At 51.3% G+C, this 13,868-nt stretch carries 12 protein-coding genes; all 12 read right to left on the reverse strand.

Annotated features, from left to right (window positions below; genetic code table 11):
• Window positions 1-68 precede the first annotated feature (68 nt).
• Window positions 69-2,228, reverse strand: coding sequence for a polysaccharide biosynthesis tyrosine autokinase (locus tag ACTHUR_RS07865; RefSeq protein WP_004520879.1), 2,160 nt, complete (start codon window positions 2,226-2,228; stop codon window positions 69-71).
• A 26-nt stretch (window positions 2,229-2,254) separates the two neighbouring features.
• A complete protein-coding gene (locus tag ACTHUR_RS07870; RefSeq protein WP_004520878.1) occupies window positions 2,255-2,704 on the reverse strand; it encodes a low molecular weight protein-tyrosine-phosphatase in 450 nt (149 codons plus the stop codon).
• A gap of 169 nt (window positions 2,705-2,873) precedes the next feature.
• Window positions 2,874-4,001, reverse strand: a complete 1,128-nt coding sequence (locus ACTHUR_RS07875) for a polysaccharide export protein (RefSeq protein ID WP_070695481.1) — start codon at window positions 3,999-4,001, stop codon at window positions 2,874-2,876.
• A 43-nt stretch (window positions 4,002-4,044) separates the two neighbouring features.
• Window positions 4,045-5,946 (reverse strand): polysaccharide biosynthesis protein, encoded by a 1,902-nt coding sequence (locus ACTHUR_RS07880; RefSeq protein ID WP_070695479.1) that lies wholly within the window; start codon window positions 5,944-5,946, stop codon window positions 4,045-4,047.
• A gap of 108 nt (window positions 5,947-6,054) precedes the next feature.
• A complete protein-coding gene (locus ACTHUR_RS07885; protein WP_070695477.1) occupies window positions 6,055-7,230 on the reverse strand; it encodes a DegT/DnrJ/EryC1/StrS family aminotransferase in 1,176 nt (391 codons plus the stop codon).
• A complete protein-coding gene (locus tag ACTHUR_RS07890) occupies window positions 7,223-8,002 on the reverse strand; it encodes a methionyl-tRNA formyltransferase (RefSeq protein WP_070695476.1) in 780 nt (259 codons plus the stop codon). Before ACTHUR_RS07890 ends, ACTHUR_RS07885 begins: the two co-directional genes overlap by 8 nt.
• Window positions 8,003-8,015: 13 nt before the next feature.
• Window positions 8,016-8,708 (reverse strand): HAD family hydrolase, encoded by a 693-nt coding sequence (locus ACTHUR_RS07895; RefSeq protein ID WP_070695475.1) that lies wholly within the window; start codon window positions 8,706-8,708, stop codon window positions 8,016-8,018.
• The gene (locus tag ACTHUR_RS07900; RefSeq protein WP_070695473.1) at window positions 8,701-9,675 is read right to left on the reverse strand and encodes an ATP-grasp domain-containing protein; all 975 of its coding nucleotides are present in this window, start codon (window positions 9,673-9,675) and stop codon (window positions 8,701-8,703) included. The genes ACTHUR_RS07895 and ACTHUR_RS07900 overlap by 8 nt, the downstream gene beginning before the upstream one ends.
• Window positions 9,662-10,279 carry a sugar transferase gene (locus ACTHUR_RS07905; protein WP_004520870.1) on the reverse strand — a complete coding sequence of 206 codons (618 nt, stop codon included), beginning with the start codon at window positions 10,277-10,279 and terminating at the stop codon, window positions 9,662-9,664. Before ACTHUR_RS07905 ends, ACTHUR_RS07900 begins: the two co-directional genes overlap by 14 nt.
• On the reverse strand, window positions 10,272-11,444 hold the full coding sequence (locus ACTHUR_RS07910) for a glycosyltransferase (protein WP_070503970.1): 1,173 nt from the start codon (window positions 11,442-11,444) through the stop codon (window positions 10,272-10,274). Before ACTHUR_RS07910 ends, ACTHUR_RS07905 begins: the two co-directional genes overlap by 8 nt.
• Before the next feature lie 13 nt (window positions 11,445-11,457).
• A complete protein-coding gene (locus ACTHUR_RS07915; protein WP_070503967.1) occupies window positions 11,458-12,528 on the reverse strand; it encodes a glycosyltransferase family 4 protein in 1,071 nt (356 codons plus the stop codon).
• Window positions 12,525-13,835: an O-antigen ligase family protein gene (locus tag ACTHUR_RS07920; protein ID WP_070503964.1), complete on the reverse strand. Its 1,311-nt coding sequence runs from the start codon at window positions 13,833-13,835 to the stop codon at window positions 12,525-12,527. Before ACTHUR_RS07920 ends, ACTHUR_RS07915 begins: the two co-directional genes overlap by 4 nt.
• Window positions 13,836-13,868 lie beyond the last annotated feature (33 nt).

A 13,868-nucleotide genomic window follows, 5' to 3' on the forward strand; every position in this document is an offset into this window, starting at 1 on the left:
TGTGAAAAATATTTTGTGCTGTTTAAAAAGCCTTAGGCCGTCTGAAAGTTCAGACGGCCTGCTTCGGTTTATGATTTATTGTTACCGGAATGGTAGGCATCGTAGGCGTAGTAGTCGTAGCTGTTGTTGGCTTCGCGCTTCATGCCGTTGAGGACAACACCTTTGATGTTGATGTGGTTTTGTTTGAGGCGTTCGACGCTGGCTTCAAGCTCTCGTGCACGCGTGTGCGCATAACGGCTAATCATAAGGACGGTGCCGGCATGTTGGCCGATGATGATGGCGTCGGTAACGGCCAATACGGGCGGCGTGTCCAAGATGACATAATCGTAGCGTTGGCGCGCGTGGGCGAGCAATTCGTTGAAACGGTTGTCCATCAAAAGCTCGGACGGATTGCTAGGATAGCTGCCGCTGCTGATAAGGTGGAGGTTTTCAATGCCGGTCTCTTGTACGGCTTTTGCCGGAGCTGCTTTGCCGTTGAGGATGTCAGACAAGCCGAACTCGGGGGTAAGGCCGAAGAGTCGGTCGAGGTAGCCTTTGCGCATATCGGTATCGATAAGCAGAACGCGTTTGCCTGACTGCGCCATTACGGTGGCGAGGTTGGCAGAGATAAAGGATTTGCCTGCTTCAGGCGCGGCACCGGTAATCATGAGGACGTTGTTAGGCGCGTCCAGCATGGAGAAGTAGATATTGGTGCGCAGGGCGCGGATGGCTTCGACTGCCGTGTCGGCGCGGTCTTCGCTGGCCAGCAGATAGTTGGAACGGCCGCCGGTTTTTTTGAATTTGTTTTTGAAGAAGTCGCGTTTTTGCTGGGTTTTGGAGTGCGGAACAAGAGCGACGACTTCCAAATTGAGGTTTTCGATTTCTTCGGATGAAGTAATGCCGTTTTTCATGCGGTTGCGAATCATCAGCCACAAAGCGGTCAATGAGCCTGCGGCAAGTGCGCTCAGGAGCGTGATGACGGCTTTGCGCGGGGCAACGGGGTTTTCAGGGACATAGGCATAATCGACGATGCGAACATTACCTTGTGCACTGGCTTTCATGATGTTGAGTTCTTGTTGTTTGCTCAACAGTTGGACGTAGGTTGCTTGGTTGGTTTCTACGTCGCGGGTCAGGCGGATAACTTCTTGTTGGGTGTTCGGCAACTCGGCAATTTGTTGGTTGATTTTGTTTTTAGCGCGTTCGAGGACGGCAAGTTTGTCCAATACGGCTTTATAGGAAGGGTGTTCCGGCGTGTACAGCTCGGCCAAACCTGCTTCTTCGGTTTTGAGCAGGGTAATTTGGGTTTCGATGCCGGTCAGGCTTTCCAATGCGCCTTTGGACTCGAGCGGAATGTCGAGAGAGCCTGATTGTTGGCGGTAGGCATTGAGTTTGTTTTCAGCGTCTTGCAAGGTTTCTTTCAAGCGTGGCAATTCTTCGCTGATGAAGGCCAAACCGCTGGATGCGACTTGGACGTCGCGTTCGCGGTTTTGCGCAACGTAGTTGTCGGCAATGCTGTTGAGGATGACGCTGGTACGTTTAGGGTCGGTGCCGGTAAAGGTAAGGTTAATGATGGGGCTGGTTTTACCTTTGCTGATAACAGCCAGTTTGTTTTGGATGTTTTCGATGGCGCTGATGCGGGAGAACTTGGTTAACGCAAATTCTTGACCCGGATTAGCCAGGATTTGATCGATTTTGAGGGTGGTTTGATTGTTGATTTTCAGAGGCACGCCGACCTTGCCTTCGACAACGCGTTTGTCAGGCAGGGTAAGGGTATAGGCTTTGTTGCTCTTGGCGGTCAGTGTGAAGGTTTTGTTGAACCATTCGTCTTGTACGGAAAAGCTGCCGACGGTCAGTTTGGGATCGGGGTCGCCACTGATGTTGTGCATCAGGCTGCCGATAACGGGTGTGTATTTGGCTTTGACTTCTTGGTCAAGCTGAAGGTCGTCAACGGTTTTACCCAGCACCAAGCGTGATTGAACCAACTCGACTTCTGCTTCAGACGGCGTGGTTTGGTTGTTGAAGATGCTGTTGATTTCGGTCAGGATTTGGTTTTGTCGCGTTTCAATTTCCAGCATGGCATCGGCACGGTATTGCGGAGTGGATGCCAGGCTGAAGGCTGCGCCAAGAATGCCGCCTGCAAGCAGGGCGGCGAGGATTTTGTATTTATTTGTCCAAATTACTCGCAGCTGTTGGCCGAAGTCGATTTCGTCGTTGTCTGCGCTGTAAGGTGTGTAGGTCGTTTTTTTCATTGCTTGCTTTCTTGTTCATGCCGGTTTTATACCGGTTGAGTTTTTCCGTTTAGTTTGGTTTTCCAAGTGTCTGCGGCAGCATTGAGCTGTTCAAAAACGGCTTCAAACATTTCACTGCTTTGTTTGTATGGGTCAGGTACGGTTTTCTTCGGCAACCATTGGGCAAACAGCATGGTTTTGCTGCGTGCCGGCGGATGGATGTCGGCCACCATGTCAATTTGACAGGGCTCCATGACGAGAATCAAATCGGCCTGTTCGCACATTTGGGCAGTCAGTTGGCGTGCCGTATGGCCTGCAACGATAACGCCGTGTTTGAGTGCGGTTTTGATGGCTTGGAAATCGGCATCCTTACCTGCCAGTGCTTTTATGCCAGCGCTGCTGATGCGGTGGCCGGGTAGTTTTTTCTGCATAATCCGCTCTGCGGTGGGGGAGCGGCAGATGTTGCCTAGGCAGACGATGAGTATGTTGTGGTACATGATATTGTTTCGGTTTATGGTCTGAAAAAAGCGTGAGTCAGACTATAAGGTACTGCTTTTCCGTTTGTGCGGTGTGTACGGCTTTTATATGCCGTTTATGTAATTTGGTTGGATTGTGCGTGATTTTGTATCCTGCTGTCAAACAGGGTCTGACAGCAGGAACCACTGCTTATTTAAACGTATTGTCGAGGGTATTGACGTTGCTGATGGAGTTGGTAATTTGTGACATTACGCGGTTCCAACGGGTAACTGGGGCGGCGGTAACGTAAACGGTGTCTTCGGAGCGCAATTTGAATTCGCTGCCCAGTGCGTAAGAAGTCGCATCTTTTAGGTTGAGCTGGTAGATGTGGATAGGTCTGGCCGCATCTTCAGGTGCGCGGCGGATCACGAATACGCCGGTTGCATCCGCATAGGCTTGGTTCATGCCGCCCACTTCGCCGAGCGCTTGGGTCAGGTTGAGGCCGTGATTGCCGATCGGCAGGGTGGCTTGTTTGCCGACTTCACCCATGATGTAGATTTTGTTGTTGCTGCTGTTAGGAACATAAACGATGTCACCATGGCTGAGGAGGTGGTTTTGCGACATATCACCGTATTGCAACATGTCTTGTAGGGAAATGGTGCGGTCGACGCCGTTGTGCGTCCATTTGATGTGTTGGGTGTCGGCACTTTGGGTGACGCCGCCTGCTTGGTTGATGGCATCCAAAATGGTCATCGGGATATTGGTAATCGGCAGCTGACCTGCTTGGCTGATGGCACCGGATACTGAAATGCGTTGCGAACGGAATTCGGTAACGTTGATGGCTACTTGAGGATTTTTGATGTAGCGTTTCAGAAGGTTGGTCAGGGTATTTTGCAATTCGTCCAAAGTTTTGCCTTTGGCTTGAATTTTGCCTGCTAACGGGTAAGTAATATAACCGCCCTCATCTACCCAGGCACCGCGGCTGACTTGGTTGGTTTGCGGGTTGCTTTGCTGGGTAGGGGAGTTGAGGTCGGAGTGCGCCCAAACCATGATATTGAGGACGTCGCCGCTGCCGATGCGGTAGCGGTAAGCGCTTTTGCTTTGCTCCAAACCTTGGTTGTTTTGGGAAAGTACAGGCGGCTTGCGCATTTTTTCAATCAGGTTGGGCGTAATGGGGTAAACGGCAACGCGGCTGTCGAGGTTGGTATCGGTTGCGGTGTCGGTATCGGTGTAAACAATGGTTTTGGTTCTGGTTTTGATGGTTGAACCAGGAATGACTGTCGTGCTGTTACAGGCAGTCAGTGCAAATAGAATAAGCAGGGAGAGCGTTTTTTTCATGTAGTAGTCCTTGCAGGATGGTGTCCGGGCCGTCTGAAAATGTTCAGACGGCCTTGTTGTTTTGTTGCCAAACCAAGTCGCAGATACCGTCTTTGGGTACAAAGCCTGTTGGTGCGCGCAACAGAAGCTGGCGCAGGCTGTTTTGGTCGCTTTGGAGACAAGCGGTTTCGAGTTCCGACAGTATGTCAGATAATTGCGTCCATGGAAGCATTACTTCACTGGCGGTCATAATACGGGGATGAGTGGTTTTTTGCACCTCATCACCGATGAGCAGTTCTTCATAAAGTTTCTCGCCCGGGCGCAGGCCGGTAATCTTGATTTCGATGTCGCCGTGCGGGTGTTGCTCGTCTTTGACTTTGAGTCCGCTGAGGACAATCATTTGACGGGCAAGGTCGATGATTTTGACGGATTCGCCCATGTCGAGGACGAATACGTCGCCGCCTTTACCCATTGCGCCGGCTTGGATAACCAGTTGCGCCGCTTCGGGAATGGTCATGAAGTAGCGGGTAATGTCTTGGTGGGTCAGGGTAATCGGGCCGCCTTCGGCAATTTGTTTTTCAAATACCGGGACAACGGAGCCGGACGAACCCAATACATTGCCGAAACGCACCATGCAGAAGCGTGTTTTTTGTTCCGGCTCGGCGGCAAGGGCTTGCAGGCAGAGTTCGGCCATGCGTTTGCTGGCGCCCATGGTGTTGGTCGGACGGACGGCTTTGTCGGTGGAAATCAAAACAAAGGTGGAAACGCCTGCATCTACGGCAGCCTGCGCACAGCAGAGTGTGCCGAACACGTTGTTTTGAATGCCTTCGATGGTGTTGAACTCTACCATTGGAACGTGTTTGTAGGCTGCGGCATGATAAACGGTGTCGACGTGATAGGCCTTCATGATGCTGCTAAGGCGTTCTTTGTTTTGAACCGAACCCAAAAGCGGTACGACTTCAACTTGGCTGCCTTGCGCGGCTTGGGTTTCGCGCAACTCTTTGTCTATGCTGTACAGGGCGAATTCGGACAATTCAAACAACAGCAGTTTGGTCGGCCGGCAATTGAGAATTTGACGGCAAAGTTCGGAGCCGATAGAGCCGCCTGCGCCGGTTACCATCACGACTTTGTCGCTGATGTCGGCGCGCATCAATTCAGGGCGAGGTGCCACAGGGGCACGGCCGAGCAAATCGACCACAGAGATTTTTTTCAATGAGCTGACGTTGATTTTGCCGTCCACCAAATCCTTCATGCCCGGAATGGTCAGGACTTCGCATTTGTATGCTTCGAGGCGGCGGATGATGTCTTTGCGTTCTTCAGGCGTAGAACTTGGAATCGCCAGCAGAATTTTGCGGACGCCGTAACGGCTGATCAGCATCGGGATTTCGTTGGGGTTGTAGACGGCAAGGTCATAGATGACGGTACGTTGGATTTTCGGGTTGTCATCGACAAAGGCAATGGCCGAATATTCGTTAACCTGTTTGATGGCTTCCAACAACTGGCGGCCTGATTGGCCTGCGCCGTAGATGATGACAGGGGTCATCTGTTTGCGGTGATGGTCGGTCAGAATCGCACGCAGGATCATGCGCGAGCTGGTTACGCCGACCACCAGAACTAAGAAATAGACGATGGGCAGGGCAAGGTGTAGTTTTTGTTCAAAAATCAGGGTGGTCAGGCAGAACAAGACCGCTGAAATAATGCTGCCGAATGCGGCGGCAGTCAGGACGCGGATGCTGACGAAGCGCGTGACGGCGCGATAGAGGCCGATACGGATGAAAAGGATGATGGTCAGCACAGCGGTGCTGCCGAAAGCCAGCCAGTTGGCGATACTCAACCATTCGTCGGAATATTGCACTTTGAGGCTTTGGGCAAACCAAAACGCCACGAATATCATCAAGATGTCGTGGATGACGAAGAAGGTTTTTTTAAGGTTGCGCGGCAGAGCCAGCAGGGTTTCCAAGTTCATTTTATATTTCTTGTGTCTGAGTGTTGTAATGTGGCTTGGTACGGATTGTTTGAAGCAGGCTGTTTTATTTTTTCAGACGGCCTGAAGTTGCAGGCCGTCTGAAAATGATTATGCCGTGGCTTCAGCCAATACGGCTTCGATGTTTTCTTTGCAGAACGCAATTTCTTCATCGGTCAGGGTTGGGTGCACCAAGAACATCAGGCTGGTGTCGCCCAGTTGGACAGCGTTTTTCAGTCGCTCTTTCGGACGCCAAGGCGTGTTGTCGAAGGCTTTTTCCAAATACACTTCGGAGCAGCTGCCTTGATAGCAGGGGACTTTGCGCGCGTTCAATTCGCTGACGATGCGGTCGCGCGTCCAGCCGTCTTTCAGGTGTTCGGGTTTGACGAAAACGTAGAACTTGTATTGCGCGTGTTCGATGTAGTCGGCCACTTTAACCAAACGGATGCTGGCAAATTTGCCCAAGCTTTCAGCCAGTTTGGCGGCGTGCGCTTGGCGGCGTGCTGTCCATTCGGGCATGCGTTTGAGCTGGATGCGGCCGATGACCGCCTGCATTTCCAACATGCGCCAGTTGGTACCGAAGCTTTCGTGCAGCCAGCGGAAACCGGGTGCGTGTTCGCGGTGGTACACGGCATCGTAGCTTTTGCCGTGGTCTTTGTACGACCACATTTTGCTCCACAGCGCTTTGTCGTTGGTGGTTACCATACCGCCTTCGCCGCCGGTGGTCATGATTTTGTCTTGGCAGAACGACCAAGCACCGACGTGGCCGATAGAGCCGACGGATTTGCCTTTGTATTTCGCACCGTGGGCTTGGGCGCAGTCTTCGATAACCCACAAGTTATGTTCTTTTGCCAAAGCCATGATGTCGTCCATTTCGGCAGGCATCCCAGCAAGGTGAACCACGATGATGGCTTTTGTGTTTGGCGTCAAAGCGACTTTGATGGTTTCGGCGCTGATGTTTTGGCTGTTCAAATCGACATCGGCGAAAACCGGATTTGCGCCGGCGGTCACGATGCAGGATGCGGAAGCCAAGAAAGTACGCGAAGTGACAATCACATCATCGCCTTGGCCGATACCCATTGCTTTGAGGGCTACGTCCAAAGCCAATGTACCGTTGGAAAGGGCGACGGCGTATTGAGTGCCGACAAAAGCAGCAAATTCTTTTTCAAATTCGCGACATTCCGTACCTGTCCAGTAGTTGACTTTGTTGGACAGCAGGACTTTGGAAACGGCATCGGCTTCTTCTTGAGTAAAGCTTGGCCATGGGGAGAGTGATGTATTAAGCATTTGTTTTTCCTGCGAAAAGACTGGTTGAGCCTTTGGGGGCGATTTCTTCCAGCAGTTGGCGATTGATCAGGGTGTATTTCTGACCGTTGATTTCGACGTATGCGCCGTCGTAAGGAGGGAACCAGAAGGCGCGGATTTTCTTCTCGATATTGTCGCCGTCGTGGATTTGCTTCATGGCTTCCATCTCGTCGCGGCTGACGTAGCGGCCACCAATGTTTGGCGTGGTTGGCAATTTGGTTTTCGACTCGATGGCGCGGGTGATGATGCGTCGTGCGAAATCTTCCAATGCCTGCATGGTTTTGCGTTCGAGCGATTGGGCGGTTTCTGTTTCGGCGTCGATAGGGAAACGGTCCACTTCGATAATTTCACCGGTATCGATGGAAGCGTCGACGTAGTGGGCAGTATTGCCCCATTCGTTCAGCTCGTCCATGATGGCCAGGTTGTAGCCGCCCGTGCCTTTGTATTCGGGCAACAGCGCAGGGTGGAAGTTGATCGTGCCCAAAGTCGGAATGCTCAGGAATTCATCACGCAGCTTGCGCCAGTAAAGGACGGACAAGCCCAAATCGTATTTCAGACGGCCTTCACGCATTGCTTCCAAAGCCGTATCGAAGGTGTACAGGGGCAGGCCCAATTCCTGTGCGGCAGCCGTGGTCGGCGAGCCTTGCAGATGGCTGTCGGTCAAAACGCCGACGATTTCGATATGGTCTTGTTTGGTCAAAAAACGAAGCAGGTTGGCGGAAACCTGTTTACGACCCATAAATAAGATTTTCATGGAGAAATGTCCCTTATGCATTTGCTTTTTCGGTGGCGGAAGTTGTCAGTGTAGTCAATTCTTCCAGGGTGTTTATCCAAAGGGTGGGCTGGTATTCACGGCCGTATTGCTCGGGCTCGGCTTGATGAATATTGTGCGGCTTAGGCATGATGCCTATGGAGAGCCAACCCAGTTTGTTGGGTGCGACAAAATCTTTTTTGATGTTGTCGCCGATGTAAATAAAACGTTTTGCGGCCGGATATTTGTTTTGCAGGAAAACGAAACGCTTGTCGTCGGGCTTTTCCGATTGCATGGCTTCCGAAATCAAAATGTCGTCAAACAAATCGGTCAGGCCCAAGGCCTGTATTTTCAACCGCTGTGTCAGGCTGCGGCCGTCTGTAATCAGGGCGCGTGCGGCAAAAGGGCGCATCAGCTTTCGTAAAAAAGACGGTTCGACATAGGGTCGGATGGCAGGCCGATGCAGCCGATATTGCCACAAGAGTGATTGTTTCTCTAATTCGTTTAATTTGCAATGATGACACAAATTGTCGAGCCAGTCTTTACTTTTATTGTCGGCAATTTCATATAGTACGCCGGCATTGTATTGCGGATAAAGCGACGTAATCATCTCTACAACTGTCCGTATTCCGGAGCATTTGTAGTCATGTTCGGAGTAAAGCGTATCGTCAAGGTCAAAAACGATGACGGATTCTTCCGGCTTAATCATGTTCTCTTACCAAAACCTTAGCATCATAACGAAGCATGATTAAATTGTTTTCCCAGTCGTCGGAGAAGGGAATGTCTTGTTCGCCGATATATTCTTGAATCAGCCAGCCCGGATAGTTGCCGCCTGCGGCGTAGGTCAGTGGGAAACCGCCGCCGAAACGCGGGTTGATTTCCACGCCGTAGGTCGTATTGTCGGTTTTGCTGACGAAGAACTGCGCGGTAATGCAGCCGCGTGCGCCTTCCAATACGGCCATTTTTTCAACCAGCTCTTTATACAGGGCATTGCGTCGGGTTGCGCCTTTGCTGACTTCACCGGTGCGCACTTCCAAACGTTCGCGAGGAATGGCGCATTTCAGACGGCCTTGACGGTCGTAATACATATCGACGGTAAACTCGGAGAAAGTATTCTCAATATCGATGTATTGGGCGAACATCATTTTCGGGTCTTCGGTAATGTCGACAGTCAAATCAGCCGGTGTGTTGATTTTTTTCGCACCGATGGCGCGGCTGCCGTCATAAGGCTTGGCAAAACATGGGAAAACCAGGCGGTCCCGTTCGTAAATTTCAGGCGAACGGATGCCGTATTGTGCAAACAGGCCTGCGGTCAGGCGCTTGTCGCGGCACAGGGTAATCAGTTTTGCATCCGAAATGACAATATGTATTCCTTCAGCTTCAAAACGGTCACGTGCTTCGGCCAGTTTGAGCAGCTCGGTATCGATGGTTGGCACAATCAGACCGATGTCGTGTTGTTTGGCCAGCTCGAAAATGCTGTCAATGTATTCGGCTGCATCGATGCGCGGCACGCTGAAAGCGCGGTCGGCAACATGGCAGGCAGAAGACATGTGGGGGTTGAGGTCAGTAGCAAAAACGCCGATGCCGTCTGAAAAACGTGCGGCTTCGGTTTGGAAGTCCTGCACCAATTCGACACGGCGACCTGCCGACAGAATCAGTATGTTATTTTTTTTCATCAGTTTTATTACCCGTGAAATAAGGCATGGTGGCTTCTCCTTCGGCTGAGATGCCTTCTTTGACGAAGACTTTTTTAACCGTCAGGAACAAAATTTTGATATCCAGCCAAAAGCTGAAGTTGTCGATGTACCAAACATCGTGGGCGAATTTTTCATCCCATGAAATGGCGTTGCGGCCATTGACTTGCGCCCAACCGGTCACGCCCGGTTTCATTTCGTGGCGGCGGTTTTGGAAGTCGTTGTACAACGGCAGGTAGTGCATCAGCAGCGGACGAGGTCCAACTAGACTCATCTCGCCTTTTAAGACATTCCATAATTCAGGAAGTTCGTCCAAACTGGTGGCGCGTAATTTTTTGCCGAAATCGGTCAGGCGTTCGCTGTCCGGTAGAGGGTTGCCGTCTTTATCGATTGCATCGCGCATGGAGCGGAATTTAATCATTTTAAACGGTTTGCCATCCTTGCCCGGTCGCTCTTGGATGAAGAACACAGGCGAGCCTAAGTTTTTGCGGATGAGGTACACCAAAATCAAAAACACAGGCGACAGGATAATCAGCCCTGAAGCAGAGGCAATAATGTCAAACAGGCGTTTGAAAAATTTATTCATGAGCTAATCTTTCAATCAGGTTGACGATTTTTTGATAGGCAACGTCGCGTTTGAAGCGGCGGACGATTTCTTCGGACTGAACAGGATCGTTTTTGCGCTTCAAAATATCTTTGGCGGCTTGAACGAAACCGTCCACATCACCGGAACGATAGTTCGCATGCGGCAGCAGGGTAAGGACTTCGGCAACTTCGTCGTTGACCTGGCTGTTCAGAATCGGTTTTTGCAAAGCCATATAGTCGGACAGTTTGTTGGTAATCGACTGCATGGCGTAAGAGTGGATGGCGTTGACGGAAATGTCGCAGCCTTTGGCGACCGACATCATTTCGGCGTAAGGAATGTAGCCGTAAAACTTGATGCCGTCGCAGGCATATTGTTTGAGCCTGTCAAAATCGGGGCCGCCACCCATGATGTGCAATTCGACGTTTTCGCCGGCATCCAACAGCTTGCGAACGCCTTTGCACACAGTTTCCACGTCATAGCTGTAACTGAGCGTGCCCAAGTAGAAAAAGCGGGTTTTGTCGTCGCCAAAATCTTTGGCAGGCGCGGCATCGAGTTTGGGAAAATCCGCGCCGATATAAACGACTTCGCCAGGTACGTTCGGATTGGCTTCTTTGGCGCGGTCGAGATAAGTCTGCGATACGGCAACCAGTGCGTCGGCGTAGCGGTAGGCTTGGTTGGCGCGTGAAGCAAAGGGCAGCAGGTTGTGCGGTACTTTTTTCAAAAACGGTATGACCGAGGAGAAAGACTCCGGCCATACATCCTGCACATCGACAATCAGTTTGTAACCCAAACGCGCTTTGTGTTTGCCCAACAGCAGGTTGGTGGCAATCAGCGGATAGGCGGAAAAGACGACGTCTTGTTCGCCCGGACGGCAGTTTTCCAACCATTGTTCAAAATGTTTGACGAAGCGGTGATGGCTGGTCACGCGTCCCAAAGACACGTTTTTGCTGTATCCGCTTTCTTCCAACAGTATGACTTTCAGACGGCCTTGTGAGGCAGCCTCGGCATCTTCGGGCCGTCTGAAAGATTTGTCGTAGTGCTTGAAGTTGCTGGTAATCAGCAACACGTCATGCGACTGCGACAACAGCTCGGCAAGATACCAGAAGCGGTTGAAATGCGGCTCGGACGGTAGCGAGCAATAAGGGGCGACGATGGTAATGTTCATGTTTCAGACGGCCTTACATTTCGTACGCAGCCATGGTGGTGCGGTAGATTTCATCGTCGGAGCATAAGGTCTCAACGTGTTTGTGCAGGGCTTTGCCCATTTGACCGCGCAACTCAGGATGCTTGATGAGTGTATCGACGGCTTCGATAAACGCTTCGTCATCGCCGAAAGGAATGCAGTAGCCGGTTTGGCCGGTGATGACCATTTCCGAAATACCCGCCATGTTGTAGGTCACGACAGGTGTGTCGTAAAGGCCGGCTTCCAAAATATTGTTGCCGACACCTGCGCCGTGGTCGCCCACGCAATGCGGCGTGTTCACCAAAATATCGACTTCTTTGAAGTAGCCGGTCAAATCGCGGACGCCGCCGAGGAAGGTAACTTGGTCTTCAATGCCCAAACGTTTGGCTTGGGCTTTGAGGTTGTCCATTTCTTCGCCGATGCCTGCAACGTTAAGGCGTACAGGCATGCCGCGGTCAACCATTTTCTTCAAAATGTCCAGCATTAAATGCACGGCGCGGACGGTATCTAAACGGGAAAGTGTGCCCAGTTGGACATAGTCTTTGACCGTTTTTTCAGGAACGAAATCTGCTTTGTGCAGGGCGTTGTAAGTGTAGGTAATGCGGTTGGCAGGGAAACCGTAACGGATGAGTTTTTCGCGTTCGTGTTTGCAGTTGCCGATAATGTACACGCCCAGCTTGTCGAAAAGCTTGGCAATTTTCGGATAAGTTTCCGGATCAAGGCCGCGCGCGTGGTAGAACACTTTGGTTTTCGGTGAAGCGAACTTGGCCGCAATGGCGCAGGCCGGAACGATACGCGCCATTTGGCAGTGAATCACATCGGGTTTCTCTTTTTTCAGCAGTTTCATATAGGCGAACATGCCTTTGACGTAACCCAATAATCCGCCTTGGTAAAAATCGATCGGCTGCCAACGGATGCCCAATGCTTGCGCTTCCTGAATCAAAGGGCCGTCTGAAGAGGCCAATACGATATCGTGTCCGCGTTGTTTGAGCAGGCGGCCGAGGCGGAAAGTGGCGTTTTCAGTGCCACCGAGGCCGGACATGGAGGTAGTCAGGATGATTTTCATGATGGTTTCTTCGTATCGTATAGTGTTTCGTTGTATGCGTAAGCGGCCATATCTTTCAGCTTGGGCGCAACAAATACGCTGTAAATAAAAATCAGCAGGCAGGGCAGCCAGATAAACGGCATACGCAAAATGGTGGACGGAATAAAACCGGCCAGCAGGAAAATGCCCAAGGCAACCCAAGCCAAAACGCGCGATTTGCCGGTTACTGCTCGGTTTGAGGCGGTGTAGAGGAAATAACACGCCACAAAAGCAATAAAGCCGAGCAAGGAAATCATGCCGAAACCCAAATACAGCTCGATGATGAAGCTGTGTGGGTTTTCAAAGCCCAAGCTGCCGCTCAAATGGCCGCCGAAATATTCGCGGAAGTTTTTAGGACCGTAGCCGGTCAGCAGCAGGGGCGGATTGTTCCAGAAGTAGTTGTAAATCTCCTGACGGTAGGACACGGAGTTGTCGCTGCCCAAGTCGTACAGGAAAAGGTACACGCGGCTGGAAAAGCGTTCTAAGAACTGGTTGCCGTTGAGTGAGAGCAAAAATTCCGCAATCGCGCGTGACGGAATCATCGACAATACCAATGCCAGCAAACCAGCAACGCCGACCGTAATAAAACCGTTTCTGCGATAGGCCGTATAAACCAACAAAATCAACAGGTAGCAGCCGATGGCGGTACGCGATACGCTGGCGAAAATGGCCATGCCCAACAGCAGGAACAAGCCCCAGCCAAGTAGTTTTTCTTTGTGTTTCCGCCCTTGGAGTTGGAAGAAAAACAAAATGGCAGGCGCAAGGCAGACCGCGGTGGCGGCGAGGTTGTTCGGGTTAAAGAACAAGCCTTTGAGCGAGCCTTCGTCAATAGCCAACTCATCGCTGGCACTCACAAACTGAATACCGGTGGCCAGTTCTGCAAACGGCGGTACGGCGATAAACAGCGTAAATACGATGAGGAACTTCTGAATCGTCCCCAAAGGGTCGTCGGCGCGCTTCAATACTTGGTAAAACAAGTAGAAGAAAGCCGGAACCGCCATAAAAAACAAAATATCCATGTACTGCGTCGGCGTCAGCGACGTAATGCCCATGTGGATGGCGGGCCAGATGCACATGGCGGTCAGGGCGCAGAGCATGGCAAAAATCTTGCGCGGAATATGCTTGCTTTCCAGAAAAAATACGACAAAACCAAGCAGTACAAATATCAGGGTCAGCGGGTTGTCAATACGCGGTACGCCGACCTTAAAGGACAGCGCGGGCCCCAGCATATAGGCTGCGAGCATGATGTATAGAATGTAAGTGTATAAGTTCAGACGTTTTATTTTCATAGTCGTTCTGTTGTTATCGTAGAGACGTGAATC

The organism is Neisseria sp. P0021.S007 (assembly GCF_051956855.1).